We start from the raw sequence: 26,119 nt of genomic DNA, 5'->3' as shown, positions 1-26,119 counted from the left end.
TCGCCTGTCGAGAGAGCAAATCAATTGCAACAATTCATATTTTCCTGCTGTTCAAAAATGCTATTATAATCTTAGATTTACTATAACAATGATAAACTTGATCGGCGATTCAACTACCCTTATCGGCCCGTGGATAGTTGTTCCTTCAAACATTATCGAGTCGCCCGGAGCGAGAATGATGTGCTTGGTTCCGTAGCGATACTCCATCTTTCCATTCAGGACATGCAGGAACTCCGTTCCGGTGTGCTGGAATGAGGCATCGAGCTCTGCATCCTGATCGATGGTCACCAGATAAGGCTCGACGAAGGTTTCGCCCGAGAGCAGGTGCCCCAGCAGTTCGTAGCTGTGTCCTCTCCTGCGGCCCTGGCGCTGGACCATCACGCCGCGGCCGGCATAGACGATCGAGAGATCGCTGCGCTGACCATGTCCGGAGAACAGTCGGGCGACCGGCACCTTGAGTGCCCGGGCGATGGCGGCCAGGGTTTCGAGCGAGGCCGATGCGGTCCCGGACTCGATCTTGGAGATCATGCCGTTCGAGATGCCCGAGATCGAGGCCAGCTGCGTCGCGGTCAGGTCGAGCGCGCGGCGCAGATGGCGGACCTCCCGGCCGATCGATCCCGCCAGCTCGGCGCTGCCCGTGCCGCCTTGCGCCGGCGAGGCGTTGGCGGTCCTTTGCCGTGGCGTCATCGCGGTCAGCGTCGAGCGGCGGATCCGCTTGGGCACATATTTCTGCATGGCTCCGTGCCTCCGCGCGCAAGGCCTGGTCGTGACCCGCTCCTTGCCGCGATCGGGCGGCGTCCCCCGGCCCGCTGCACTCTGAAGCTGCCGTGGAGCGGCTAAGGCTTCGCATGTTCCACGAAGGATGACGATCCGCGAAATGCCCGGCTGATCCGACCGGATCGATGAGCTACGCCTTGAGGCGCGCTATGGCCGCGGCTGCAGTCCGGCCGGCGAGCGTCGCGCCTCCCGCCGTCATCGCGCCGCCGCCGGCGGTCGCCTCGCCGGCGAACCAGAGCTTGCCGCCGACCGGCTCGGCCAGGATGTCGCGCGCGCCGGCATGGCCCGGCATGCATACCGAATAGGAGCCGTGCGAGAACGGGTCCGTCCACCAGGCGGGGAAGGAAACCGGGCCGGCAGCCTTGCGGAAGCCACCGCCGATCATTGCGGCGAGAAGGTCGACGATCTGCTCGCGAGCCGCGGCCGGGCCGGCGGTCGAGAGGTCGCGGGCGAAATCGCCGCCGCAATAGCCGATGACGAGGTCGCGATCGTCGGGGAATAGCTCGAAGCTGATCAGCCGGCCAGCTGCACCGGCCTCGAAATAGGTCGTGCCCGGGGCGACGCCGAAGCGGTCGCCCTCGACCTTGAGTGCGATCTTGGTGAGCGCGCCCATGCCGATGCCGGCGAGCGCGTCGCGGGTGCGGGCGGGAAGCTCCGGCGTGAAGCGGATCGAGCCGGCCTTCAGCACGCCGACCGGCACGGTGACGATGCAGGCGCGGGCCCTGAGCGTTCCCGAGGCGGTTGTGACCGCGATGCGCGAGCCGCTCCAGTCGATCGCGGTGACCTGCTGGTTCAGGCGGATGTCGAGGCCGGCGCCGTAGCGGGCGACGAGATTGCCGTAGCCGCTTGGTACGACGTAGTCCTCGCCCGACCAGAGCCGCTGATAGTCGCGCGCTGAGATGCGCGCCGATTCCTCGCCGATCGAGAGCAGCAGGCCGGAGGAGGCGACGGGCGCGAGGTCCGGCCCGAGATCGCTGAGCAACTGGGCGACCGAAAGGTCGCGCTCATGCAGGTCCGCCGTCTCCAGCCGCCGGTCGATCTCGCCGAAGGCGCCGCGGCGGCGGGCGCGGTCGCCGGCCGGCATCGGGCTGCCGTTCTGGAAGAGCTGGAAGCCGCCGCCCCAGCTCTCGTTCGGGGTCTGCACACCGAGTTCGCGGGCGATCTCGGTCCAGGGATTGCGTTCGGCCCAGTGGATGAACATCGCGCCGGCGTCATAGGACGGGCCGAGCGAGGAATCGGTGAAGGTGCGTCCGCCGAGGCGATCGCGCGCCTCCAGGACGATGGCCGGGCGGCCGGCAGCCTGAAGCTGCTTCGCCGCGGCGATGCCGGCAGCGCCGGCGCCGATCACGATCACGTCAGGCTCGGCGGCGCGGGCAGGGGCGAATTCGCCGGCGAGGCCTGCTGCCAGCGCGCCTGAACCCATCAGCCATCTCCGGCGGTCGAGCATGCAAAGTGGTCCGTGTCTGTGACGAAGCGATGATGCCAGCCGCTTTTCGCACCGCAATACACGACCACGAGTGCGGCGGGAGCAGGGCCATCACAGCTTTGCGAGGCGGCTCGCGTGGCGGCTTCGCCGATGGGTCGTCTTTCAGTTTAGACGAATGACAATCTCAGCTTAAAATTGCTATAAATAAGTAATGTATCACGTAACGGAGAGTCTATTGACAGTTAAACTGCGCTTTAATAACCGCTGATGGTGAAAGTAAGGCGCGGGGCCTAGTTTTCAGGCATTATAAAAAGCAATTCGACTTGGCAAGCCACTTTGCAAGGCGAATTGCTTCTCACCGACAGGATACGGGCGATGGGGACGAATTGCAGCGGGCTGCGCCACGGCGTGGCGCTTGGAGCCTTGATGCTGGCCATGACGCCAGCCTTCGCCCAGCAGCAACGCAATCCCGCTCCGCCGACGGCCACCGATCAGGTGCAGCTCGACCAGATCAACGTCCAGGGCGAGCGCGAGGCGGCGCCGCTCCTGCAAGGGCCGACGACCACGACGACGACCCGGGCGGAACTCGACCGGCAGCAGGTCCAGAGCCTGACCGACCTGTCCAACCGGGTCGAGGCCGGCATCACCTTCAACCGCCAGAACGGCTCGCTCAACATCCGTGGTCTCGACGGCGCGCGGGTGCTGACGACGATCGACGGAATCCGCCAGCCCTTCATCGTCGACACCCGCATCGGCCGCGCCGGCACCACGGCCTTCGACTTTGATTCGCTGTCCTCGCTCGACCTGCTGCGCGGCGGCAGCGGCGGCGCCACGCTCGGCAACGGTGCGCTCGGCGGCGCCCTGGCGGTCCGCACCCTCGATCCGGAGGACCTGATCCGCAATGGCCGCTCCTATGGCGCGCTCGCCAAGACCGGCTATGACAGCACCGACCGGGCCTGGTTCGGCAGCGCGGCGGCAGCGGCCCGGATGGGCAACACCTCGGTGCTGCTGCAGGGCGGCTTCCGCAACGGCCACGAAATCGACAGCAAAGGTAACGACAAGTCGATCGGTGCGACCCGCACGGCGCCGAACCCGGCCGATTTCAACCAGTACAGCTTCCTCGGCAAGGTCTATCAGCAGGTCGGCGAAGCCCACCGCTTCGGCATCACCGGCGAGTTCTTCAAGCGCGCCGACCGCGTCCAGACCCGCACCAGCACGGTTTCGCTGACCGGCAATTTCCGCCCCGGCTCCTACCAGACGGGCGAGGATATCGAGCGTAACCGCGTCTCGCTGACCTATGACTACAAGCAGCCGGGCGGCTTCCTCGACGAGGCTCACGCCAATCTCTACTGGCAGAAGCTGAAGCGGAACGATCTCGTCACCGCCTGGCGCTACACCAGCATCATCGGGCCTTATGCGCGCGACAATGAGAGCGAGGAGAACGCCTATGGCTTCAATGCCTATGGCGTGAAGACCTTCCAGACCGGGCCGGCCTCGCATCGGGTGACGTTCGGCACCGAGCTGCGCATGTCGTCGCTGAAGCAGTATTCGTCCGGCGTCGACAATTGCCCGCCGCGGCCGGCGAGCGGTTCGTATACGGGTGCGTTCACGACCTGCAACAACCTGTTCACCAACCAGGCCGACCAGCCGGATGTCGACGGGCGGCTCGTCGGCCTCTACGTGCAGGACGAGATCGGCCTGCTCGACAACCGCCTGCGCGTCACGCCGGGCGTGCGCTTCGACTGGTACGAGGAGAAGCCGCAGGCGACGCCAGCCTATTCGCTCGGCGGCTCGAATCCGGTCGGCCTGCCGCCGTCCTCGAGCGACTCCGGCTGGTCGCCGCGCATTCGGCTCGAATACGATCTGCTGAAGAATGCGCCTTTCGTGAAGGACGTCACCGTCTTCGCGCAATGGGCCAAGAGCTTCCGGGCGCCGACGGCGGACGAGCTCTATGGTCGCTTCGGCGGGCCCAGCACCTATCTGCGCGCCGGCAACCCGCTGCTGCGGCCGGAAGAGGGCAACGGCGTCGATGTCGGCGTCCGCTTCGGCGACAAGCAGCTCGGCGGCTCGGTCACCTATTTCTACACCGCCTATCGCAACTATATCGAGCAGATCCAGCTGCAGGCCCCGGGCGTAGGCGGCCTCTACCCGCAGGGCGGCATCGTCAGCTTCCGCAACATCCCGCGCGCCGAGATCCAGGGCGTCGAGCTCAACGGGCAATACGCCTTCGCGCCGAACTGGCTGGTGCGCGGCTCGTTCGCCTATACCCGCGGTCGCAACAAGACCGACGATACCTTCCTGAACTCGATCCCGCCGGTGCAGGGCATCGTCGCCGTCGCCTATGGCACGGATCGCTGGGGCGCTGAGGTCTCGGCCAAGATGGCTGGCAAGCGCGACGACGTCTCGACTGTCCAGGCGGGCACCGGCTTCAAGGCGCCGGGCTATGCGATCTTCAACGCTTCTGCCTGGTGGCGCCCGGCCCCGGAGATCGCCGACGTCGAGCTGCAGGTCGGCGTCTACAACATCTTCGACCGCAAGTACTGGGATGCGGCGAACGTGCCGCTCGCGCGCCCGCAGCCGCGCGACTACTACAGCGAGCCCGGCCGCACCGTGAAGGCGACGCTCAAATACCAGTTCTGAGCGTCGAAGTTTCGAGACCTGACTTCGGCCGGCTCTTCGGAGCCGGCCTTTTTTTGTTGCGTGGCAGGTGCCGGGCGTCTCGGGTCGCTTGCCGACGTTGGCCTGCTCCGCCTTCAGAACCGCATGTCGATCCTGCCCTTGAGGGCGTGGTCGCGGGAGCGTTCGCCGATGGCGGCGGAGTAGGTCAGGCCCAGCGCGGTGGCCTGCGAGATGCGCCAGTCGAGCCCGGCCTCGGCGGTGAGGGCGTTGCGGTCGATCGGGGCGGCGAAGACCACGGCCGGGTTGGTGCCCAGCGCGAAGGCGGTGCGGGCCTGCGGGGTGAGCTCGCCAAAGCCGTGGCGCCAGCCGAGCATGGCGCGGGCGAACAGCGGCATCGTCCCGAGCTGCGCCTCGGCGCGCAGGCCGAGCGTGGTGAAGCCGAGCGTCTGGTCGCTGGAGAGCACCCGCAAGGCCGCAGCCCCGCCCTGCTCGGTACCGGCATCGGTCGAGACCCGGAGCAGCGCCAGCTGGGCGAAGGGCTCGAGCGCGAAGCCGCTGAAGGCAAAGCCATAGCCGAGCTCGGCAAAGCCCTGCAGGACCGAACCTGGACGCTGCAGGCGCAAGAGGTCGCCGAAGCCGCGGATCGCGACCTGGCGGCGGATGTCGCTCTCCGACCAGCTATAGGCGGCGCCGGCATCGAAGCGCAGGCTGCCGAAGCGGGCGCCGGCATAGAGCGCGGCATGGCCGCTTTCGAGCTTGCCGGAGGAGAGGCGCGCATCGAGATCGAAGCGCGACTGGCTGTAGCCGCCGGCGACGCCGACCTTCAGCGACGAGCCGGGCGCGTCATAGAGCATGACGTCCGCCCCGAGCAGGGCGCCGCCGCTGCGGCGGCTCAGGCTCGCAGCGTTGCCATCGGCATCGGTATTGCCGGCGCTGCCAAAGGCCTCGCCCCAGAGCGTGTAGCGCGGCTGCGGCAGCGGAGCGGCCATCGTGACCGCGCCCTTCCTGCCCGGCAGGTCGGCGCTGAACGCGGCCGCGACCTGCTGGCCAGGCTGGGTGAGCAGCGGCCCGCGCAGGCGGTTGAGGATGCTCTCGCGCACCAGCCGGCTCTCGTCGATCATCACCGAGACCGCCTGGGCATGCGCCTCACCGGAGAGCAGGTCGAAGCCGGCGCGGGCCTCGGCCGCCGTCGCCGAGATCAGCGCGTCATAGACCGGGTTGCCGACGCCGAGCGCCTCGGCCGCATTGGCGATGAAGCCCTGGTTGCGGGTCTGGGCGATGTAATTGCCGGAGGTGCTGCCACCCGGGGTCGTGCCGCCGCCGGAGCCGCCAGACGTGGCACCATCCGAGGTTCCGCCGCCGCCCGGTGTCGTGCCACCGCCGCCACCCGGGCCGAAGCCGGTGTCGTTGCGCGTCATGGTCAGCGTGACGCTGGTGCCGCCATAGCCCAGCGACGGCGTCAGGAAGGCGAGGTTCGAGCTGACGCTGGTGAAGGTGCCGGTGACCCCGCCCGAGGCGGTCAGGATGGTGTAGCTCGTCGCCGCCGCGTAGTTGCCGTTCTCCGCCAGGACCTGCACCGTACCGCCGGTGATGGTCGCCTTGCCCGATGCTGCGATCCTGTCGCTCTGCCCGGCGGCGTTGACCTCGACCTGATAGGTCGAGCCCGAGGCGAAGGCGACATTGCCGGAAACATTCAGCGTGCCGATCGAGTTGCCCGGCGCGACCGTCGCGCCACTGGCGACGCTCACCGAACCGATCGTGCCGGAGCCGCCGAGCGTGCCGCCACTCAGCGTCACCGCGCCGGTGATCGAGCCGTTCACGACGAGCTTGCCGCCCGAGACCTTCGTACCGCCGGTATAGGTGTTCGCCCCCGTCAGCGTCAGCGTTCCAGTCCCGGTCTTGGTCACACCGCCCGTGCCGGTGATCGATCCCGAGAAGCTGGTCGAGCTGTTGTTTGCGCCTGCCGTCAGCGTGCCCGAGCCGAGCGTGACCGTGCCGGCGCCCGACAGCGAGGCGAGGCTCTGGTCGAAGCTGGCGAAGTCCAGCGTCGCACCGCTCGCCACGGTGAAGGCGGAGCTCGACGAGAATGAGCCGGCTTGCCCCGCCCGCAAGGTGCCGCCGGACACCGTCGTCGCGCCGGAATAGCTGCTGGCGCCGTTGAGCAGCAGCGTGCCGGCACCAGCCTTCGAGAATGAACCGGTGCCCGAAAAGGACTGGTTCACAGTGAAGCTGTTGCCAGCGTCCGCAATATCGAAGCCACCGCCCTTGGCGCCGAAGACGATATTGCGGATCAGCTCGGTCAGCGCTGTCCCGGTCACCTGCAGCACGCCGCCGTCGAGGGTCAGCGCCCCCGAGATGTTGCCGAGATTGCTCTCCTTGGCGATGCTGATCGCGCCGCCCGCGATCGTCGTGCCACCGGAATAGTCGTTGATCCCCGACAGGGTCAGCGTGCCGGCCCCGACCTTGACCAGCGCACTCGCCTCGCCGAACATCGTGAATTCATCAATGATGACGCCGCTATAGGTTGTCGACGTATTGTTGGCGCCAACCGTCATCTCCGCGCCAAACCCCATGGTCAGGGTGCCCGAGCCGGAAAGTGCCCCGATGCTGTATTTCTTGTCGCCGTTCGGGCCGTTGGTGCTGCGGAATGAAAGATCGCCGTCGTTGATAATAGTCGCACCAGCCGCGGTTGAATTGCCACTGTAAAATAGGCGCGAGTTATTTATGATGGTCGTTTCAGTGGTCGTCGAGTTTCCGGCAAATTCAAGGTAGCCATTGTTGGTGATGTGGAACGGGCCGGACATTCCGCCGTTATGGATGAATATCGTGCCATTGATGATGATATTCTGGGTATGCGCCGAACTGTTCTGAAAACCCTGATAGACGCGCCAGAAGCCGCTCCCGAAGCCCTCGACACTGATCGTATAGGCCGATGCAGTCGTGTCGAAGACGATCTTGTCGAGGATCCAGTTGCTGCTGAAGCTCGTGGTGGCGACGTTGGTGGCGCCAAGCGTCGCAGTCCCGCTCGGCCGCGTCCCGCTGCTCCAGTTCGAGCCGGTGAACATGTTGTTGGTGGCCGGGTTCGCCAGCCAGGTGGCATCCTGCGCGCGCGCCGGCACGGCAAGGCAAAGGCCGAGCGCCGTTCCAGCCAGCAAGACAGGGCGCAGCGCCGCCGGACCGGCGTTCCGAGATTTCATCGACGACACATGCACGCTCCCAGGCGCTGCAGCTTCCGGCAATGCCGGCCGGCGAGGCAATGAACGGCGGTTCACATCCCGCCAAATTGCAGCTCTGTGGCAGATTTGCTGCGGATTGCACGGCAGAGCCGGCGGGCAAAGGCGAATGACGCCAGTTGCCGAAGGCGACGTGGTCGGGAAAGCCTGACCCGGCCTTCTCCTGCCATCCAGGCGAAGATGCGCCAGGGCGCTCAGCCAGCCAAAACGAGCCGGACCCGGGTCATCCCATCCTCGCGCGCCAAGGTGAGCTCGCCCTTGTGCGCCCGTGCCACCTCGGCTGCGATGGCGAGGCCGAGGCCTGAGCCATGTGACGCTGCGCCCTTGGCGAAGGGCTGGGCCAGCTCCGCCAGCGAGCCGCTGAAGCCGTCGCCATCGTCCGCGACCTCGATCCAGACATGTGTCTCGTCGGCGCCGACCTTGACGAGGAGGCGGCTATGGGCGCCATGGGCGAGGGCGTTGTCGATCAGGTTGCCGAGCGCCTCGCGCAGGCTGACGGCGTCGCCGGGGATGATCGGCGCCGGTACCGCCGGTTCGAAGCTGATGTCGACCTCGCGTGGCAGCGACAACGGCACCGCGGTGCTGAGTACGGTCTTGGCCAGCGCGTTGAGGTCGACCGGGGCGAGCGCGGCCGCATCGGCCCTATGGATCACCATGGCATGGTCGAGGAGCTGGCCGGTCAATCGGCCGAGCTCGGTGGTGCGCTCGCGGACGCGTGTGATCGTCTCGGCCTTGCGCCGCGACGGCGCTGTCGCCGAGAGGATCTCGACCTGCGCATCGAGCGCCGCCAGCGGGGTGCGGATCTGGTGGGCGGCGTCGGCGATGAAGCGCTGCATCAGGGCGACGCGGTCGGAGAGGCGGCGCATGAAGCCGTCGATCGCCTCGACAAGGTTGCGGACCTCGACCGGCGGCTCCGCCTTGATCGGGCTGAGATCGTCGGGGGTGCGCCCTGCGATCTCCTGCTCGATGCGGGCGAGCGGCTTCAGCGCGAGCCGGACGGCGAAGCCCGTGGCGATCAGCGCGAGCGCGCTCATGATCGCGATGACGCCGAGCGCCTTCAGCGTCAGGTCGCGCGCCAGCGCCAGTCGCGCCTGCGTGGTCTGGGCGATCACGATGGTGGCCCAGCCGCCGGCGAGCGGGTCGTCGAAGCGGCGCGACAGCGTTGCGATCCTGACCGGGTGACCCTGATAGGTGCCGTCCTCGAGCACGACGCCGCTGCGCGTCGCCTCCCATGTCGCCTGCGATTGCAGGTCCTCATAGCCGGCAACGACGACGCCGCGCGGATCGACGACCTTGTAGAAGACGAGGTCGTAGTCGGAGAGCGTCGCGATCGCCGAGGCCGGCGGCTCGAGCGTCAGCACGCCGCCCTGGAGATAGATGTTCTCGGCGATCTGGACGGCGCCGCCGGAGAGCAGCCGGTCATAGGCCTGCTGCGCCGCGAGCCCGGCCGAATGCCAGGCGATCAGGCCGAGCGCCACGGCCCCGCTCGCCAGCACCGCCGAGAGCACGGCTATGATGCGGGCCCGCAGCGAAAGGCGCAGGTCAGAGAGCGGCAAGTTGGTAGCCCAGGCCGCGCAAGGTGCGGATCTCGATCGGTGCATCGGCGAGCTTGCGCCGCAGCCGTGCCACGAACTGCTCGACGGCGTTTGGACTCGCCTCCTGCTCGAAATTGAAGAGCTGCTCGACCAGCTCCTCCTTCGGCACGATGCGCTCCGGCCGGGCGGCGAGGATCTCCAGCACGGTGAGTTCGCGCCGCGTCAGGTTGAGCGGGCGCTCGCCGACCGTCGCGATGCGCCCGGCCCGGTCGATCACGAGGGGGCCGACGCGCAGAAGGTTGTCGCTCTGGCCCGCGCTGCGTCGCAGCAGCGCCCGTGCGCGTGCTTCGAGCTCGCCATAGTCGAAGGGCTTGATCAGGTAGTCGTCGGCGCCGAGGTCGAGCGCGCCGATGCGCTCGTCGACATGCGAGCGGGCGGTCAGCACCAGCACCGGCGTTTTCAGCTTACGCGCCCGCATGCCCTTGAGGATCGCGAGCCCATCCTGGCCGGGCAGCGTCAGGTCGAGGATCACGAGGTCGTAAGGCTGCACCTCGATCAACTCGGCTGCGGTCTGGCCGTCCTGCTCCCAGTCGACGGCGTGGCCGATCTTCTCGAGCCGCATCACGACGGCTTCGGCAATGTCGGCGGTGTCTTCGACGACGAGGATGCGCAAGCCCTGAGTTCTCCGTTCGCCTGAGTCAGGTTGGTGTCAGCGGAGCAGGCTATCTCATCCCGCAAGCGCCCATAAGTGCGCTGGGAAACGAAGCAAGGGAGGGTTCATGCTAGCCCCGTTCGATGCCGCATCCGCGGCGCCGCTCCTCTCCGTCGAGGGCGTGACGCTGCAATACAAGACGCCCGACGTCGTGGTCACCGCGACGCGGCAAGTCTCGTTCGACGTGTACCCGTCCGACCGCTTCGTCCTGCTCGGCCCCTCCGGCTGCGGCAAGTCGACCCTGCTCAAGGCGATCGGCGGCTATCTGACACCGGTCGAAGGAGAGATTTCCCTGAAAGGGCGCGCGGTCACCGGCCCCGGCCCGGACCGGATGATGGTATTCCAGGAATTCGACCAGCTGCTGCCGTGGAAGACGGTGCGCGAGAACGTCGTCTTCGCGCTGACGGCCTCGGGCCGGGCGACACAGGCCGAGGCCGAGGAGCGGGCGCGCTCCTATATCGAGAAGGTCGGCCTCGCCAAGTTCATCGACAGTTATCCGCATATGCTGTCGGGCGGCATGAAGCAGCGCGTCGCCATCGCCCGCGGTATGGCGATGGAGCCCGACGTGCTGCTGATGGACGAGCCCTTCGCCGCGCTCGACGCGCTGACGCGCCGCAAGATGCAGGACGAATTGCTGCGGCTCTGGGACGACACGCGGTTCACCGTGCTCTTCGTCACCCATTCGATCGAGGAGGCGATCCGCATCGGCACCCGCATCCTGCTGCTCTCGCCGCACCCCGGCGAGGTCAAGGCCGAGCTCAACAGCGTGCCGCCCGAGGAGATGGGCACCGGCAAGCAGTCGGCGCTCGAAACCCGCATCAACGACATGCTGTTCGCTCATCATTGAGCCGGAGGTGACCGACATGACCGATCTCGTCAGCTTCCGCCCCGAAATCATCCGCGAGGTCCATTCGAGCGACGCGCCCGTGGTGGCCAAATCGATCGGCCTCGCCGAGCGGATCTATCGCCTCGGCTTCGTCCGCAAGGCCTTCATCCTCGCCGTCCTCGCTCTGGCCTGGGAGCTCTATGGCCGCTGGCTCGGCAATCCACTGTTGTTCCCGACTTTCGGCCAGACGGTCGAGGCCTTCGTCGGCAACATCGTCAACGGCGTCATCCCGCAGCGCATGCTGGTCTCGCTGCAGACACTCGTCATCGGCTACGGCATCGGCATCGGCCTTGCGGCGCTATTGACCACGCTGGCGATCGGCTCGCGCATCGGCGCCGACCTCTTGGAGACGTTGACCTCGATGTTCAACCCGCTGCCGGCGATCGCCTTGCTGCCGCTGGCGCTGATCTGGTTCGGGCTGGGCACCGGCAGCATCATCTTCGTGCTGGTGCATTCGGTGCTGTGGGCAATCGCGCTCAACACCCATGCCGGCTTCCGCTCGGTCTCGAACACGCTGCGCATGGTCGGCCAGAACTATGGCCTGCGTGGGCTGAAGCTGGTGCGCCTCATCCTGATCCCGGCGGCGTTCCCGGCGATCCTGACCGGTCTCAAGGTCGGCTGGGCCTTCGCCTGGCGCACGCTGATCGCGGCCGAGCTCGTCTTCGGCGTGTCTTCGGGATCGGGCGGCCTCGGCTGGTTCATCTTCGAGAACCGCAACCAGCTGGAGACGGCCAACGTCTTCGCCGGCCTGTTCACGGTGATCCTGATCGGCCTGTTCGTCGAGAACATCATCTTCGCCACCATCGAGCGCAAGACCATCCGCCGCTGGGGCATGCAGCACTGACACCCGTACTCACAAGGCCGAATGGCTGTCACTCAGAGGGAGAAAACCCAATGAAACTCAAAACCTGTCTTCGCGCCGCGATCGCAGCTCTCGCGCTCGGCGCCGCCTTCATCGCCCCCGCCCGGGCCGAGGTCAGCGAGGTCCGCGTCTCCAAGGGCTTCGGCATCCTCTATCTGCCGTTGATCGTGATGCAGGATCAGCAGTTCCTGGAGAAGCGGGCCAAGGCGGCCGGGCTCGGCGACATCAAGGTCAGTTGGCTGATGCTCGATGGCGGCAACGTCATCAACGATGCGATGATGGCCGGCACGCTCGATTTCGCCGGCACCGGTGCTCCCGGCTTCATCACGCTTTGGGCCAAGGCCAAGGGCATTCCGGGCGTCGAGGTCGTCGGCGTCTCCGGCATGAGCTCGACCTCGCTCTGGCTGATGTCGAACAAGCCCGAGCTGAAGGCGCTGAAGGACTTCACCACGGCTGACAAGATCGCCCTGCCGGGGATCAAGACCTCGCTTGCCGCGGTGGTGCTGCAGATGATCGCGGCCAAGGAGTTCGGCGATGCCGCTTATGCCAAGATGGACCCGATGACGGTGAGCCTGCCGCATCCGGAAGCGCTGGCGGCGCTGATCGGCGGCAAGACCGAGATCAAGGCGCATTTCACCTCGCCGCCCTTCCAGTACATCGAGGCGAAGAGCCCCGGCATCCACCGCGTGCTCAACTCGGTCGACTATCTCGGCAACCTGACGCTCGACGTCACCTTCGCGCCGAAGAAGTTTGTCGACGCCAATCCGAAGATGACGCAGGCCTTCATCGACGCGATGGACGACGCCAATGCTCTGATCGCCAAGGACAAGAAGCTGGCGGCCGAGATCTTCGCCAAGAGCTCGAAGGTCAAGGTCGATGCGGCCGAAGTCCAGGAGATGATCGAGGACAAGGATGCGCGCTTCACCGCGACGCCCGAAGGCGTGATGAAGTTCACCGAGTTCATGCACAAGGCCGGCTCGATCAAGGTCAAGCCGACCAAGTGGAGCGACATGTTCGTGCCGCAGCTCGCCGGGCGCTCGGGAAGCTGAACTTCGCGAGCTGACAATTGCAAAGCGCCGCCGCAGGTTCTGCGGCGGCGTTTTGATTGGGAGATCGTCAGGCCTTCGGCTCCCCTCGGCCGACCCTCGGTCCCTCGGCCAGCGACTTGAAGACGCCGCGCAGGGTACGCGCCTCCTGCTCGGTCATGTCCAGCCGGTGCAGGATGTCACGCAGATTGGCGGTCATGACCGGCTTCTTGCCGGGTGGAAAGAAGCCGCAGCGATCGAGCTCGCCTTCGAGATAGTCGAACATCGAAAGCACGGTGGCCCGGCTTGCCGGCGGGGAGGGGTTGTTCTCGCGGAAGGGCGGCTCGCCGCCGCTGGCCTTCAGCCATTCATAGCTGCAGAGCAGCACCGCCTGTGCCAGGTTGAGCGAGGCGAAGGCAGGGTTGACCGGGAAGGTCAGGATCGCGTCGGCGAAGCTGATCTCCTCATTGGTCAGGCCGATGCGCTCGCGTCCGAACAGGATACCGACACGCTCATCCGAGGCGATGCGCTCCGAGAGATTCGGCATCGCTTCGGCCGGGGTGAAGACGCGCTTCATCTGGCCGCGCTCGCGCGCCGTCGTCGCCAGAACATGGTTGAGGTCGGCGATCGCCGCAGCGGCATCGGGGAAGAGCCGGGCATTATCGAGGATATGGGTGGCGCCGGAGGCGGCCGCGGTCGCGCCCTTCTTGAGCCCGCCGCCGCTCGGCCAGCCATCGCGCGGCGCCACCAGCCGCAGTTCCGTCAGGCCGAAATTCGCCATGGCGCGGGCGCACATACCGATATTCTCGGCGAGCTGCGGCTCGACCAGGATGACGATGGGGGCCTGTCCTGCGATGGACGGGCGGGTGCGGTCGGTGCCGGAACCGGTCATGTGATGAAGGCTTGCGTCCTGAAAGAGGGCGCAGCCATGCGCCGGCTCAGCCGCTCCCGTCAACCGCCTCGCAGGGCTCAGGCGCGGCGGCGCTGGCGGGAGAGATCAACTTGACCGCTCTGGCCGCCATCATGCGTCCGGAAGGCCGCGACCAGCCCGTTCAACCGCTCGATCTGCTGCGCCAGCGCCGTCGCAGACGCAGCGCTCTGCTCGGCCAGAGCCGCGTTCTGTTGAGTCATCTCGTCCATATGGGCGATGGTTTGGCTCATCTCGTCGATGCCGCTGGCCTGCTCGGACGAGGCCGAGGAGACCTCGGTGACCGTCGTCGCGACGCGCTGCGAGGCCTCGACGATCTGGCCGAGCACCGCGCCGGCCGAGCGCACCAGCTCGACGCCATCGCCGATCTGCGTGTTCGAGGCCTTGATCAGCGCCGAGATGCTCTTGGCGGCCTCCGCCGAACGCTGGGCGAGGGTGCGCACCTCGCTGGCGACTACGGCGAAGCCCTTGCCGGCATCGCCGGCCCGGGCTGCTTCCACCGCCGCGTTGAGGGCGAGCAGGTTGGTCTGGAAGGCGATCTCGTCGATCACCGAGGTGATGTCCGAGATCTGGTGTGACGCCTTTTCGATCCTGGTCATTGCCTGCACGGCGTCGTCGACGATGGCGCCACCCTTGCGGGCGATGCCGCTCGCTTCATGTGAGAGCCTGGCGGCCTGGCGCGAGGCGTCGGCCGCGGCCTTGACCGAGGCGGCGAGCTCCTCGGTCGTCGCGGCGCTCTCCTCCAGCGAGGAGGCCTGCTCCTCGGTGCGTTTGGAGAGATCGTCGGCGCCGCTGGTGATCTCACGGCCGGCGGTCGCGACCTCGACCGAGGTCGCCTTGATCGCGTCGACGGTGGCGGCGAGGCGCTCGATCGCACTGTTGAAATCCTGCTTCAGCGTCTCGTAGTCGAGCGCGACCGCATCCTCGATCCGGACGGTGAGGTCGCCCTGCGAGAGGCGGGCGAGCGCATCGGCCAGGAGAGCGACGACCTCGCGCTGCTCGGCGAGCAGGGAGCCCTGCGCGGCGGCAGCCTCCTCGCGCTGGCGGGCGCTGGCTAGGTTCTGGCGCTCTGCTGCGGCACGGCCCTCGCTGGTCTCGGCCTCGAGCCGCTGCACCGCGAGCCCATTCTCCTTGAACACCTGCACGGCCTGCGCCATCTGGCCGATCTCGTCGCGGCGCGAGAGACCGGCGATGGCGACCTCGTAGTCGCCGGCGGCGAGCTTCAGCATGGCGTCGCGCAGGCGGCGCAAGGGCAGGGCGGTAGTGCGGCCGACGATGAAGGCGGCGATCAGGCCGAGCACCATTGCGGCGGCGATCGTCCCCAAGATGATCGTCTGGGTCCAGCTCTGCGCCTCGGCGAGGCGGGCGCCGGCCTGGGCTTCCTCGGTCGAGAGACGGGTTTCGAGCTCCTGCAACGGCGGGGCGATCAGGTCGAACTCTCCGGAGAGCTTCTCGCCGGCAAGCATGAAGTCCTTCTCGGCCTTGCTCCAGGCCGGGACGATTTCGGCATAGGCCTTGAAGGCCGGCTCGATCTCGGCCTTTGCCTCGGCCGGGACGCCCGGGCGGCCAAGCGCGCGCTCGAAGCGGCCCTGTTCGACTTCCCACTGGCCGAGCAGGCTCTCGTCGAGGGAAAGGCGATAGGCGGCATCGATCCGGCGCAAGGCCGCGAGGATGCCGGGCAGGCGGGCGAGGTCAGCCGAATCCGAGCCCATGCTGTTGGAGCGGACCTTGGTCCCTAGTGCGTCAGCGGCTTCTTCCACCTGGGCGGCAAGGCCTTCCGGCGCTGCGGAGCGCAAGGCGAGCTGCATTTTGGCGATGGCGGTGAAATCGGCCTCGATCGCCTTCAGCGGCGCCTCGACCGCGGCGATGCCGTCACGCAGGCGCTCGGCGCCTGGCGAGCCGCCGAGGCGGGCGACCGCTTGCTTCAGTGATTCAAGACCAGTCTTGAAGTCGTTGATATCCGTGGCTTCCTGGCGGAAGCGGACATCGCGGCTCTGCGCCTTCAGCGCGTAGCTGGCGGCGCGCACCTCGCGCGAGCGGGCGGCGAGGGCGGAATAGGCCTTGTGGTCCTCGAAGGCGGCGGTGAGCCGGCCGCTGCCGGTCCACGACGCCAAGCCAATCAGCACGAGGCCGAGGATGAAGACGACGCTGACCAGCGCGATCCGGAGCTGGATCGTCAGGCGCGATGCGGCCGAGCGTGAACCTGCGGTAGACAACGCCATGACCCTCACACCTGTCGAGATCGGGCGAAAGCATGGCAAGTCATGCTTAATGTTCCGCTAAACGCAGAGCGGGCGCAGCCCTGAGGCCGCGCCCGCTTTTCTGCGACGCTGGGTGCTGCGTCTCAGAACTCTTCCCAGCCGGCGTCGTCGGAGCGGGTGTTGGCGCGCTTGCGGGCGGGAGTCTGGCGCGGCGCCGCCTTCTTCTGCTCGGCGATTGCCGCAGCGAGCTTGCGCAGGCGTTCCGGTTCCGCACCCTGGCCGCTGGCGATCGCCGCCAGGTCAGAGGTGCGCAGGGGCGGGGGAGCGTATGGCGCGGCAGCGGCCGGCGCCAGCTCATCGCCGGTGCGGAAGGCCGCGACCAGCGCATTGAGCTCGGCGATCTTGCCGGCGAGAGCATTGGCGCTGGCGGCGCTCTGCTCGGCGAGAGCCGCGTTCGCCTGGGTCATCTCGTCCATATGGGCGACGGTCTGGCTCATCTCCTCGATGCCATTGGCCTGCTCAGTCGAGGCGGTCGCGACCTCGGAGATGGTGTTCTGGACGCCGCGCGAGGCCTCGACGATGCGGGTCAGGGCATCGCCGGCCTGGCGGACCAGCTTCACGCCGGCCTCGACCTCCGTGTTCGAGGAGGAGATCAGTCCCGAAATGTCCTTCGCTGCCTCGCCCGAGCGCTGGGCAAGCGTGCGCACCTCGGAGGCGACGACCGCGAAGCCCTTGCCGGCGTCGCCGGCGCGGGCGGCTTCCACTGCCGCGTTGAGCGCCAGCAGGTTGGTCTGGAAGGCGATGCCGTCGATCACAGAGACGATCTCGGAGATTTTCTTCGAGGCCTGCTCGATGCGTGCCATGGCCTGGATCGCCTCGCCGGCGATGGCGCCGCCATCCTGGGCGACCTGCATCGCCTGGCCGGCCTGGCGCACCGCCTGCTGCGCGCCTTGGGCCGAGGCCTTGACCGAGGCCGCGAGCTCTTCGGTGGTCGCGGCGCTCTCCTCCAGCGAGGAGGCCTGCTCCTCGGTACGCTTGGAGAGATCGTCGGCGCCGGTCGAGATCTCGCGGGCCGAGAGGCCGACATCGGAGGCGTTGGCCTGGATGGTCCGCATCGTCGTCGAGAGTCGCTCGGCGGTCTGGTTGATCGCCTCCTGCAGCGCGGCGAAGCGGCCGCGATAGCCGGTCGTCACGCGATGGGTCAGGTCGCCAGCGGCGAGCGACTGCATCGCATCGGCGAACTCGGTGGTCGCGGCATCGACCACGGCGTTGATCTCGTTGACGCCCTCGACCAGCTCGCGCAGCGGGCCGTCGACGTCACCGGCCTCGGCCTGGCCGGAGAAGTCGCCGGCGCGAGCGGCCGCGACGATCCCGGCGACTTCGCCGACGAGGGCGCGGACCTTGGCCGCCTGCTCGGCGTCGGCGAGCATCGCGACCTCGCGGTCGCGCCGGTTGGTTTCGAGCGCGAGCGCGTTCTGGCGGTAGTCCTCGAGCGCTTCGCTCAGCGTGCCGATCTCGTCGGGGCAGGGCGGAGCCGGGATCTGCTGGGCGAAATCACCGGCCTGCATTCCGGCCAGTGCCGTCTGCAGCTGGACCAGCGGCCGGGTGATGCGGCGCTGCACGCCGCGCCAGCTCAGCACGCAGATCGCGAGCAAAGCGAGGAACAGGCCACCGGTGATGGCGAGCCGGGTCCAGGCCCGCGACAGCGTCGCCTGCGTGACATTCTCCATCTCGTCGAAGGACTGGCCGACGGCGGCGAGGATGCTGTTGAACGGGCCGTTGCACTGCTTGGTCCATTCCTCGGCGCCGACGACCGGGCTGCTGCCCTGGCCGACGCGGCCGATCTGTTCGTCCATCAGCCGGTTGGCGGCCGTGACCTCGGCGTTCATGGCGCCGACCTTGCGCGCCAGTTCCGGGCTGACACCCGGGCGGGCCGCCAGCTGCGTCAACTGGGCGACGCTGGAGTCGGAGGCGCCGCGCATCTCGCCGAGCCGGCGCAACTGCGTCGCATCCATCGGCTTGTTGCTGCCGAAGACCGGGCGCAGGATCGAGCATTGCGTGCCGTAGTTCGAGCGCACCCGCCAGCCGGCCGCCTTGAAGTTCTGCAGATCGGCGAGCGCCGGATCGGACAGGCGGACCGCGGTAGACGTCGCATCGGAGGCCGCGGTCATCGTGGTCTCGATCTCGCCGACGCCGTTGTACCAGGGCATGGTCGCAGCAAGGCTGCGCTGCGCCTTGGGCTTGCCCGCCTCGGCATACATTTCCGGCAGCTTGGACGTGGTCGCCTTTTCCTTCTGCTCGATCGCGTCGGCGAGCGCCTTGCGATCGGCGAGATCGGTGCTGCGCAGCCGCGCCATGGCGCGGGCGAGCTCATCACGATTGGCCTGTTCGATCTTCTTCAGCGTCGGGGACGGATCGTCAGCGACCTGGATCGCGGTCTGGGCCTGGCCGCGATTGGAGCGGATGGTGTTGCCGGCGTTGAGGAGGGCCTCGTCGGCAGCGACGAGGCTGACGAGCCGGTGGCTGGTATAGACGTCCTCCGCGGCCTGCTCGGCGAGGAAGGCGAGCGCGCCGAGGCCCGGCACGCACAGGCACGCCATGGTGGCGACGAGATAGCTTTTGATCGAAGCGGGGAAGAGGTTCACGATTTCTGTCCGGGCTGTTCTGGCGCGGACAGGGGGAAGCTAGCGCTCCGCCCCCGCTCGCAATGTCGGGCCCGGCAGCTTTGGCGTCATACCCTTAAAATTTTGCCTCATTTCCGCCTTGCCGCAGCCGCGCGCTCAACGCGCGGCGACGCTCGCGGCCGCCCGCATCACCCGCAGCATGTTGCCGCTCGCAAGCTTGACGAGGTTCTCTTCCGACCAGCCGCGGCGGATCAGCTCGGCGATCACGGCCGGGAAGGTCGAGGCGTCCTCGATTCCGTCCGGAGTGGCGCCGCCGAAATAGTCCGAGCCGATGCCGATATGGTCGTGGCCGATCCGCTTGGCGAGGTATTCGACATGGTCGCAATACTGCGCCAGCGTCGCTTTCGGCCGGGGGCCGGCGGTGCGGACGATCTCGGCCTCGGCCTTCTTGTAGTCGAGCCCCTCCGGCGTCTTGCCGTACTGGTCCTTGGCCGGCCTGTGCCAGTCGCGGGAGGCCTGGCTGATGAAGTCGGGCACGAAGGTCGCCATCACGACGCCGTTGTTGCCGGCGACGCGGTCGAGCACGTCGTCGGGGACGTTGCGCGGGTGGTCGCAGAGCGAGAAGGCGTTGGAGTGCGACCAGACCACCGGGGCCGTGCTGATGTCGAGCACGTCATGCATCACCTTGGGCGCGACATGGGCGAGGTCGACGATCATGCCGAGCCGGTTCATCCGGCCGATCACCTCTCTACCGAAGGTGGAAAGCCCGTTATGGCGTGGCGCATCGGTCGCCGAATCGCACCAGTCATGGGTGTCGTTGTGGCAGAGCGTCATCAGCCGGACGCCGAGATCCCAATAGGCGTCGAGCGCGTCGAGCTCGTTGTCGAGCGCCGAGCCGTTCTCGATCGTCATGAACAGGGCGATCCGCCCTTCCGTCTTGGCGGCTTCGACGTCGTCGGCGGAGAGGCCCGGCCTGAAGACGTCGGCATGGCGTTCCCAGATCCGGCGCATCAGCGCGATCTGGGCGAGCGCGAAGCCGGCGGGCTTGGGATGGTTCGGCGGGACATAGGCCGCGAAGAACTGGGCTGCGAGCCTGCCGGCCTGCATGCGCGGGATGTCGGTGTCGGTCTCGGGATGGACCTTGCCGAGATCGTAGGCGGCAAGATCGCCCTTCGCCGCCGGGTCGAGCCGCACGACATAGGGCAGGTCGTTATGGCCGTCGATCAGCGGGATGCGGTCGAGCAAAGCGAGCGCCTTGTCGTAGGCGGCGTCGGCAAGGGGAGGGGCGGCGAGGACCATGGCGCACCTGGAAAGCGGGATTCGCGGGAGCCTGATCGTGGCAGCCGGCGAGGCCGCGCGCGAGGCCTAAAGCGCAGGGCTCGAGCGCGATCGGAACCGCCATTCCGGTATCTCGCGCTCAGGTGGTGCGACATCGGCGACAGCGGGGCCCGGCATCGCTGGATCGTGTACTGCATGCCGAGCAATCATCTTGCGCGGAAAGCGCGCGGGGCAGCAGCATCGGCTGCCTATTGCATATGCAATGTCGCGCAGATTGCTTTTGACAGAAATGTGGCGCGGAGTGATTGTCGAGCGCGCAGACCGTTGGTAGCTCTGCGTCGAAATCGCATCCCGCATGCGTCGGTGTCATGCCGCGCAAAAAAGAACGGGCAATTGATTCGAGGGGTTAGGCGTCGTTCATGGAAGTCTTCGTCCAGCAGCTCATTAATGGGCTGACCCTGGGGTCGATCTACGGCCTCATCGCCATCGGCTATACGATGGTCTTCGGCATCATCGGCATGGTGAATTTCGCCCATGGCGACGTGTTCATGCTGTCGGCCTTCATCGCGCTGATCTTCTTCATGCTGATTTCGGCCTGGCTCGGCGCCGGTCTGATCGTGCTGTCACTGTTCTTCGTCCTGATCCTGGCGATGTTCTTCACGTCGCTCTGGAACTGGACGATCGAGCGGGTGGCCTACCGGCCCTTGCGCGGCTCGTTCCGCCTGGCGCCGCTGATTTCGGCGATCGGCATGTCGATCTTCCTGATGAATTTCGTCCAGGTCGTGCAGGGGCCGCGCAACAAGCCGACGCCGCCGATGCTGAACAAGTCGATCCTGCTGATCGACAGCGCCACCTATCCGGTCTCGATCTCCTACAAGCAGATCGTCATCATCGTGACGACGATCGTGCTGCTCGCCGCCTTCTGGTACCTGGTGCAGAAGACGCCGCTCGGCCGGGCCCAGCGCGCCTGTGAGCAGGACCGCAAGATGGCCTCTCTGCTCGGCGTGGACGTCGATCGCACGATCTCGATCACCTTCGTGATGGGCGCGGCGCTCGCGGCCGTCGCCGGCGTCATGTACCTCGTGCTCTACGGCGTCGTGAACTTCGCCGATGGTTTCACCCCAGGCGTCAAGGCCTTCACCGCAGCAGTGCTCGGCGGTATCGGCTCGTTGCCCGGCGCGGTGCTGGGCGGGCTGCTGATCGGCCTGATCGAGGTGATGTGGTCGGCCTATTTCACCATCGACTACAAGGACGTCGCCGCCTTCTGCATCCTCGCGGTCGTCCTCGTGTTCATGCCCTCCGGCATCCTCGGCCGGCCGGAAGTCGAGAAGGTCTGAGTTCATGGCAGGAGAGGCATCGAACCCCGCCAAGCGCCAGGCGGACATGATGACGGCGCTGAAGGAGGCCGCCTTCGCGGCGCTGGTCACCTTCGGCCTGTGCATCCCGATCATCGCCTGGGGCACGCGCCAGAATCTCGACAACCAGCTCGTGCTCGATCCGCGCTGGGATGCGGTGGCCTGGGCCGTGGCGATCATCTTCGTCGGCCGCTTCCTGATGGCGCTGCGCCAGCAGAAGCGCGGCGAGGGCAAGTCGGTGGTGCGGCTGCTGCCGCATGGCACGATCGGCTTCTTCCAGCGCCATTCGCGGATCTTCTCGCTGTTTGGCCTCGGCTTCCTGCTTACCTTCCCGATCATCGCGATCAACCTCGCGGGCTGGGGCGGGGCGCTGAAGTGGATCGACAATTTCGGTGTCCAGATCCTGATCTACGTGATGCTCGGCTGGGGGCTGAACATCGTCGTCGGCCTCGCCGGCCTGCTCGATCTCGGCTATGTCGCCTTCTACGCGGTCGGCGCCTACTCCTACGCGCTGCTGGCCAAGAATTTCGGCCTGTCCTTCTGGATCCTGTTGCCGCTCGCCGGCATCCTCGCCGCCTTCTGGGGCATGATCCTCGGCTTCCCGGTCCTGCGGCTGCGCGGTGACTATCTCGCCATCGTGACGCTGGCCTTCGGCGAGATCATCCGCCTCGTCCTGATCAACTGGACGGAGTTCTCGAACGGCTATGCCGGCATCTCCGGCATTCCAAGGCCGACCTTCTTCGGGATACCGTTCACGGCGGCCGATAACGGCTTTGCGGCGGTGTTCGGGTTGGAATTCTCACCGCTCTACCGGACGATCTTCCTCTACTACGTCATCCTGTGCATGGCGCTGCTGACCGCTTACGTCAGCCTGCGCCTGCGGCGCCTGCCGGTCGGGCGCGCCTGGGAAGCACTGCGCGAGGACGAGATCGCCTGCCGCTCGCTCGGCATCAACACCACGAACACCAAGCTGACCGCCTTCTCGCTCGGTGCCATGTTCGGTGGCTTCGCCGGCTCGTTCTTCGCGGCGCGGCAAGGCTTCATCTCCCCTGAATCCTTCGTCTTCATGGAATCGGCGGTGATCCTCGCCATCGTCGTGCTCGGCGGCATGGGCTCGCTCTGGGGCTGCGCCATCGCCGCGATCGCGATGATCGGCGGCACCGAGCTACTGCGCGAACTCGACTGGCTGAAGCAGATCTTCGGTCCCGACTTCGATCCGACCAAATACCGCATGCTGATCTTCGGCTTCGCCATGGTGGTGATCATGATCTGGAAGCCGCGCGGGCTGATCTCGACCCGCGAGCCGACCGCCTTCCTCAAGGAGAAGAAGGCGATCTCGGCCGACATGGTCCAGGAGGGGCACGGCTGATGACGACCAAGCCGCTTCTCCAGGTCGAGCATGTCACCATGCGCTTCGGCGGCCTGACCGCCGTCAACGACCTCTCCTTCGAGGCCCGCAAGGGCGACATCACCGCCCTGATCGGCCCCAACGGCGCCGGCAAGACCACGGTGTTCAACTGCATCACCGGCTTCTACAAGCCGACCGAAGGCATGATGACGCTGACGCAGGATAGCGGCGACAGCTACCTGCTCGAGCGGATGCCGGACTTCCGCATCGCCTGGAAGGCGAAGGTCGCCCGCACCTTCCAGAACATCCGCCTGTTCGGCGGCATGACGGTGCTGGAGAACCTGCTGGTCGCGCAGCACAACCCGCTGATGATCGCCTCGGGCTTCACCTTCCTCGGCGTGCTCGGCATCGGCGGCTACAAGGCGCGCGAGAAGGAGGCGATCGAGAAGGCCAAGGGCTGGCTCGAGAAGATCAACCTGATCCATCGCGCCGACGATCCTGCTGCCGATCTGCCCTATGGCGACCAGCGCCGCCTCGAGATCGCTCGCGCCATGTGCACCGACCCGGTGCTGCTCTGCCTCGACGAGCCCGCCGCCGGCCTCAACCCGCGCGAGAGCCTCGACCTCAACAACCTCCTGCTCTCGATCCGCAAGGATCACGGCACGGCGCTCCTGCTGATCGAACACGACATGTCGGTGGTGATGGAAATCTCGGACCATGTCGTGGTGCTCGACTACGGCACCAAGATCGCGGACGGCACGCCGGCCGAGGTGCAGGCCGATCCGAAGGTGATTGCGGCCTATCTCGGCGTCGACGACGAAGAGGTCGAGACGGTGGAAGCGGAGGTCGGCCTATGAGCGAGGCAGGGCCACTCCTCTCCGTCCGCGGCGTCAAGACCTATTACGGCAAGATCATCGCGCTGAAGGGCGTCGACGTCGACGTCCGGCAGGGCGAGATCGTGACGATGATCGGCGCCAACGGCGCCGGCAAGTCGACGCTGATGATGACGATCTTCGGCAATCCGCAGGCCCGCGAAGGCACGATCAGCTATGACGGGCGCGACATCACCAAGATGCCGAGCCACGAGATCGCCCGCCTCGGCATCGCGCAGTCGCCGGAGGGCCGGCGCATCTTCCCGCGCATGACCGTGTTCGAGAACCTGCAGATGGGCGCGGCCGTCGCCGGCATGCAGCATTTCGACGAGGATCTCGAGAAGATCTGCACGTTGTTCCCGCGCATCAAGGAGCGCCTGCAGCAGCGCGGCGGCACGCTCTCGGGCGGCGAGCAGCAGATGGTCGCGATCGCGCGGGCGCTGATGGCGCGGCCGAAGCTGCTCATGCTCGACGAGCCTTCGCTCGGCCTCGCCCCGCTGATCGTCAAGCAGATCTTCGAGGCGGTCCGCGAGCTCAATCGCAGCCAGGGGCTGACCGTGTTCCTGGTCGAGCAGAACGCCTTCCATGCGCTCAAGCTCGCCCATCGCGGCTATGTCATGGTCAACGGCGTCATCACCATGAGCGGCACCGGGCAGGAACTGCTCGCCAATCCGCAGGTGCGGGCGGCCTATCTCGAAGGCGGCCGGCATTGAGCGCCCGCCTGGTCGAACGGAGCTGAACGATGCAGGGCATTCTCTACGAGGAGCCGACCATCTGGCTCTTCCTGTTCGTCACCGTGGTGATGGGCGGCTGGGCCGCCTGGATGACGGGCCGGGCAGTGGCGATCACCTGGCGGCCGCCTTTCCAGCTCGTCTTCTATACGCTGATCCTCGGGCTGGTGATCCGCTTCATCCACTTTGCCCTGTTCGAGGCGACGCTGCTGTCGCCGCACTACTACATCGTCGACACGATCGTGCTGCTCGCCTTCAGCTTCGCCGGCTGGCGCTACAACCGGGCGCGGCAGATGACGACGCAATATCGCTGGCTCTACGAGCGCACCGGACCCTTCAGCTGGAAGGCGCGGGAGAGCGTTTGAGGCGCCTAAAAACACCACCAAAGTTCACGGGGCTTGCCGCGTGACAGCACCGCGAAAAAGCGCAAGACTGCGACTTCCGGTGGCACCACGCGCCGAGACGGGACGGCCAAGCCGGCCCGTAATATACTCACAGGGGAGTCACAACGCATGAAGAAGCTGCTCTTGGGCGGAATTGCCCTTGGCGCGGTCCTCGCCTTCTCGGGCGTAGCGAACGCACAGATCAAGCTTGGCGTCGCAGGCCCGATCACGGGACCGAACGCGGCGTTCGGGGCGCAGCTGAAGAACGGCGCCGAGCAGGCGGCGGAGGACCTCAACGCCGCGGGCGGCATCCTCGGCCAGAAGATCCAGGTCGTGGTCGGCGACGACGTCTCCGATCCGAAGCAGGGCGTCTCGGTCGCCAACAAGTTCGTCGGCGACGGCGTCAAGCTGGTGCTCGGTCACTTCAACTCCGGCGTGACCATGCCGGCGTCGGAAGTCTATGCCGAGAACGGCATCCTGATGATCACCCCCTCGGCGACCAACCCGAAGATCACCGAGCGCGGCCTCTGGAACGTGTTCCGCACCTGCGGCCGCGACGACCAGCAGGGCGAGGTCGCGGCGGCCTACATCGCCAAGAACCTCAAGGACAAGAAGATCGCCGTCGTCCACGACAAGACGACTTATGGCCAGGGCCTCGCCGACGAGACCCGCAAGGGCCTGACCAAGGCCGGCATCAAGGACGTGCTCTATGAAGGCGTCAACGCCGGCGAGAAGGACTTCTCGGCGCTGATCTCGAAGCTGAAGTCGACGGGTGCCGACTACCTCTACTGGGGTGGCCTGCACACTGAAGGCGGCCTGATCGTGCGCCAGATGCGCGACCAGGGCCTGAAGACCGTGCTGATCTCCGGCGACGGCATCACCACCGACGAGTTCGCCACGATCGGCGGCCCGGGCGTCGAAGGCACGCTGATGACCTTCCCGCCGGATCCGCAGAAGCGTCCGGAAGCCGCTGCGGTGCTGAAGAAGTTCGAGGCCCGCAAGTTCAAGCCGGAAGCCTACACGCTCTACAGCTACGCAGCGGTCCAGATCATGGCCGAGGGCGCCAAGCGCGCGAACTCGACCGATCCGAAGAAGATCGCCGCTGCGCTGCACGGCGCTGCCCCGGTCGACACGGTCATCGGCAAGATCGGCTTCGACAAGAAGGGCGACATCACCCGCCCGGACTACACCGTCTACACCTGGAAGAAGGGTGCCGACGGCAAGATCGGCTATGTCGAGAACTGATCGTCGCTGATCGCCTCACGGCGTGAGACGAGACCCGCTCCGGAGCGATCCGGGGCGGGTTTTTCTTTGAGGCTGACCG

At 66.8% G+C, this 26,119-nt stretch carries 19 protein-coding genes; 10 read left to right on the top strand and 9 right to left on the bottom strand.

Translation table 11 applies throughout. The features are described 5' to 3' along the window. Positions 1–63: 63 nt before the first annotated feature. Together ACWIGM_RS01365 and ACWIGM_RS01360 are read right to left on the bottom strand one after the other, a co-directional pair. Entirely contained in the window at positions 64–735 is a 672-nt protein-coding gene (locus ACWIGM_RS01365) for a helix-turn-helix domain-containing protein (RefSeq protein WP_454024131.1), read from the bottom strand. Positions 736–907: 172 nt separating this feature from the next. Further along, positions 908–2,200, bottom strand: coding sequence for a flavin monoamine oxidase family protein (locus ACWIGM_RS01360; RefSeq protein WP_454024130.1), 1,293 nt, complete (start codon positions 2,198–2,200; stop codon positions 908–910). Positions 2,201–2,578: 378 nt separating this feature from the next. On the opposite strand from ACWIGM_RS01360, the gene ACWIGM_RS01355 reads away from it, so the two are divergent. Then, positions 2,579–4,843, top strand: coding sequence for a TonB-dependent hemoglobin/transferrin/lactoferrin family receptor (locus ACWIGM_RS01355; protein ID WP_454024129.1), 2,265 nt, complete (start codon positions 2,579–2,581; stop codon positions 4,841–4,843). 113 nt (positions 4,844–4,956) lie between these two features. Here the strand turns inward: ACWIGM_RS01355 and ACWIGM_RS01350 are convergent, their stop codons facing one another. The 3 genes from ACWIGM_RS01350 to ACWIGM_RS01340 form a co-directional block, all read right to left on the bottom strand. Then, entirely contained in the window at positions 4,957–8,019 is a 3,063-nt protein-coding gene (locus ACWIGM_RS01350) for an autotransporter outer membrane beta-barrel domain-containing protein (protein WP_454024128.1), read from the bottom strand. Positions 8,020–8,249: 230 nt separating this feature from the next. Continuing rightward, positions 8,250–9,611: a sensor histidine kinase gene (locus tag ACWIGM_RS01345; protein ID WP_454024127.1), complete on the bottom strand. Its 1,362-nt coding sequence runs from the start codon at positions 9,609–9,611 to the stop codon at positions 8,250–8,252. After that, entirely contained in the window at positions 9,598–10,263 is a 666-nt protein-coding gene (locus ACWIGM_RS01340; RefSeq protein WP_454024126.1) for a response regulator transcription factor, read from the bottom strand. Before ACWIGM_RS01340 ends, ACWIGM_RS01345 begins: the two co-directional genes overlap by 14 nt. Positions 10,264–10,369: 106 nt before the next feature. On the opposite strand from ACWIGM_RS01340, the gene ACWIGM_RS01335 reads away from it, so the two are divergent. Genes ACWIGM_RS01335 through ACWIGM_RS01325 form a run of 3 tightly spaced genes read left to right on the top strand, consistent with a single transcriptional unit; the run spans position 10,370 to position 13,099 of the window. Then, positions 10,370–11,149: an ABC transporter ATP-binding protein gene (locus tag ACWIGM_RS01335; protein ID WP_454024125.1), complete on the top strand. Its 780-nt coding sequence runs from the start codon at positions 10,370–10,372 to the stop codon at positions 11,147–11,149. Positions 11,150–11,165: 16 nt separating this feature from the next. Next, positions 11,166–12,032, top strand: a complete 867-nt coding sequence (locus tag ACWIGM_RS01330; protein ID WP_454024124.1) for an ABC transporter permease — start codon at positions 11,166–11,168, stop codon at positions 12,030–12,032. Between the two features lie 50 nt (positions 12,033–12,082). After that, positions 12,083–13,099 (top strand): ABC transporter substrate-binding protein, encoded by a 1,017-nt coding sequence (locus tag ACWIGM_RS01325; RefSeq protein WP_454024123.1) that lies wholly within the window; start codon positions 12,083–12,085, stop codon positions 13,097–13,099. A gap of 67 nt (positions 13,100–13,166) precedes the next feature. Here the strand turns inward: ACWIGM_RS01325 and ACWIGM_RS01320 are convergent, their stop codons facing one another. From ACWIGM_RS01320 to ACWIGM_RS01305, 4 genes are all read right to left on the bottom strand, one after another. After that, positions 13,167–13,967, bottom strand: a complete 801-nt coding sequence (locus tag ACWIGM_RS01320; protein WP_454024122.1) for an RNA methyltransferase — start codon at positions 13,965–13,967, stop codon at positions 13,167–13,169. Positions 13,968–14,044: 77 nt separating this feature from the next. Next, the gene (locus ACWIGM_RS01315; protein ID WP_454024121.1) at positions 14,045–16,225 is read right to left on the bottom strand and encodes a methyl-accepting chemotaxis protein; all 2,181 of its coding nucleotides are present in this window, start codon (positions 16,223–16,225) and stop codon (positions 14,045–14,047) included. A gap of 122 nt (positions 16,226–16,347) precedes the next feature. Further along, complete coding sequence (locus tag ACWIGM_RS01310; RefSeq protein ID WP_454024120.1) at positions 16,348–18,849, bottom strand: methyl-accepting chemotaxis protein; 2,502 nt, start codon at positions 18,847–18,849, stop codon at positions 16,348–16,350. A gap of 135 nt (positions 18,850–18,984) precedes the next feature. Beyond that, complete coding sequence (locus ACWIGM_RS01305; protein WP_454024119.1) at positions 18,985–20,127, bottom strand: dipeptidase; 1,143 nt, start codon at positions 20,125–20,127, stop codon at positions 18,985–18,987. Between the two features lie 398 nt (positions 20,128–20,525). Here ACWIGM_RS01305 and ACWIGM_RS01300 point away from each other — a divergent pair, with 398 nt between their 5' ends. From ACWIGM_RS01300 to ACWIGM_RS01275, 6 genes are all read left to right on the top strand, one after another. Next, positions 20,526–21,443: a branched-chain amino acid ABC transporter permease gene (locus ACWIGM_RS01300; RefSeq protein ID WP_454024118.1), complete on the top strand. Its 918-nt coding sequence runs from the start codon at positions 20,526–20,528 to the stop codon at positions 21,441–21,443. Between the two features lie 4 nt (positions 21,444–21,447). Then, positions 21,448–22,830 (top strand): high-affinity branched-chain amino acid ABC transporter permease LivM, encoded by a 1,383-nt coding sequence (gene livM / locus ACWIGM_RS01295; protein ID WP_454024117.1) that lies wholly within the window; start codon positions 21,448–21,450, stop codon positions 22,828–22,830. Then, positions 22,830–23,666 carry an ABC transporter ATP-binding protein gene (locus ACWIGM_RS01290; protein WP_454024116.1) on the top strand — a complete coding sequence of 279 codons (837 nt, stop codon included), beginning with the start codon at positions 22,830–22,832 and terminating at the stop codon, positions 23,664–23,666. The genes livM and ACWIGM_RS01290 overlap by 1 nt, the downstream gene beginning before the upstream one ends. Then, the gene (locus ACWIGM_RS01285) at positions 23,663–24,394 is read left to right on the top strand and encodes an ABC transporter ATP-binding protein (protein WP_454024115.1); all 732 of its coding nucleotides are present in this window, start codon (positions 23,663–23,665) and stop codon (positions 24,392–24,394) included. The genes ACWIGM_RS01290 and ACWIGM_RS01285 overlap by 4 nt, the downstream gene beginning before the upstream one ends. Before the next feature lie 29 nt (positions 24,395–24,423). Further along, positions 24,424–24,777, top strand: a complete 354-nt coding sequence (locus ACWIGM_RS01280) for a DUF6867 family protein (protein WP_454024114.1) — start codon at positions 24,424–24,426, stop codon at positions 24,775–24,777. A gap of 147 nt (positions 24,778–24,924) precedes the next feature. Next, complete coding sequence (locus ACWIGM_RS01275) at positions 24,925–26,040, top strand: branched-chain amino acid ABC transporter substrate-binding protein (RefSeq protein ID WP_454024113.1); 1,116 nt, start codon at positions 24,925–24,927, stop codon at positions 26,038–26,040. The last annotated feature ends 79 nt before the right edge of the window (positions 26,041–26,119 follow it).

The sequence above is a fragment of the Allobosea sp. NPDC055332 genome, from assembly GCF_053645455.1.
This window is presented reverse-complemented; position numbering and strand designations above follow the sequence as displayed.

Coding starts and splice junctions, on each gene's coding strand:
- livM (WP_454024117.1), top strand. CDS start 21,448: ATGGCAGGAGAGGCATCGAACCCCGCCAAGCGCCAGGCGGACATGATG.
- ACWIGM_RS01335 (WP_454024125.1), top strand. CDS start 10,370: ATGCTAGCCCCGTTCGATGCCGCATCCGCGGCGCCGCTCCTCTCCGTC.
- ACWIGM_RS01365 (WP_454024131.1), bottom strand. CDS start 735: ATGCAGAAATATGTGCCCAAGCGGATCCGCCGCTCGACGCTGACCGCG.
- ACWIGM_RS01305 (WP_454024119.1), bottom strand. CDS start 20,127: ATGGTCCTCGCCGCCCCTCCCCTTGCCGACGCCGCCTACGACAAGGCG.
- ACWIGM_RS01360 (WP_454024130.1), bottom strand. CDS start 2,200: ATGGGTTCAGGCGCGCTGGCAGCAGGCCTCGCCGGCGAATTCGCCCCT.
- ACWIGM_RS01320 (WP_454024122.1), bottom strand. CDS start 13,967: ATGACCGGTTCCGGCACCGACCGCACCCGCCCGTCCATCGCAGGACAG.
- ACWIGM_RS01315 (WP_454024121.1), bottom strand. CDS start 16,225: ATGGCGTTGTCTACCGCAGGTTCACGCTCGGCCGCATCGCGCCTGACG.
- ACWIGM_RS01285 (WP_454024115.1), top strand. CDS start 23,663: ATGAGCGAGGCAGGGCCACTCCTCTCCGTCCGCGGCGTCAAGACCTAT.
- ACWIGM_RS01280 (WP_454024114.1), top strand. CDS start 24,424: ATGCAGGGCATTCTCTACGAGGAGCCGACCATCTGGCTCTTCCTGTTC.
- ACWIGM_RS01355 (WP_454024129.1), top strand. CDS start 2,579: ATGGGGACGAATTGCAGCGGGCTGCGCCACGGCGTGGCGCTTGGAGCC.
- ACWIGM_RS01275 (WP_454024113.1), top strand. CDS start 24,925: ATGAAGAAGCTGCTCTTGGGCGGAATTGCCCTTGGCGCGGTCCTCGCC.
- ACWIGM_RS01325 (WP_454024123.1), top strand. CDS start 12,083: ATGAAACTCAAAACCTGTCTTCGCGCCGCGATCGCAGCTCTCGCGCTC.
- ACWIGM_RS01300 (WP_454024118.1), top strand. CDS start 20,526: ATGGAAGTCTTCGTCCAGCAGCTCATTAATGGGCTGACCCTGGGGTCG.
- ACWIGM_RS01290 (WP_454024116.1), top strand. CDS start 22,830: ATGACGACCAAGCCGCTTCTCCAGGTCGAGCATGTCACCATGCGCTTC.
- ACWIGM_RS01330 (WP_454024124.1), top strand. CDS start 11,166: ATGACCGATCTCGTCAGCTTCCGCCCCGAAATCATCCGCGAGGTCCAT.
- ACWIGM_RS01350 (WP_454024128.1), bottom strand. CDS start 8,019: ATGAAATCTCGGAACGCCGGTCCGGCGGCGCTGCGCCCTGTCTTGCTG.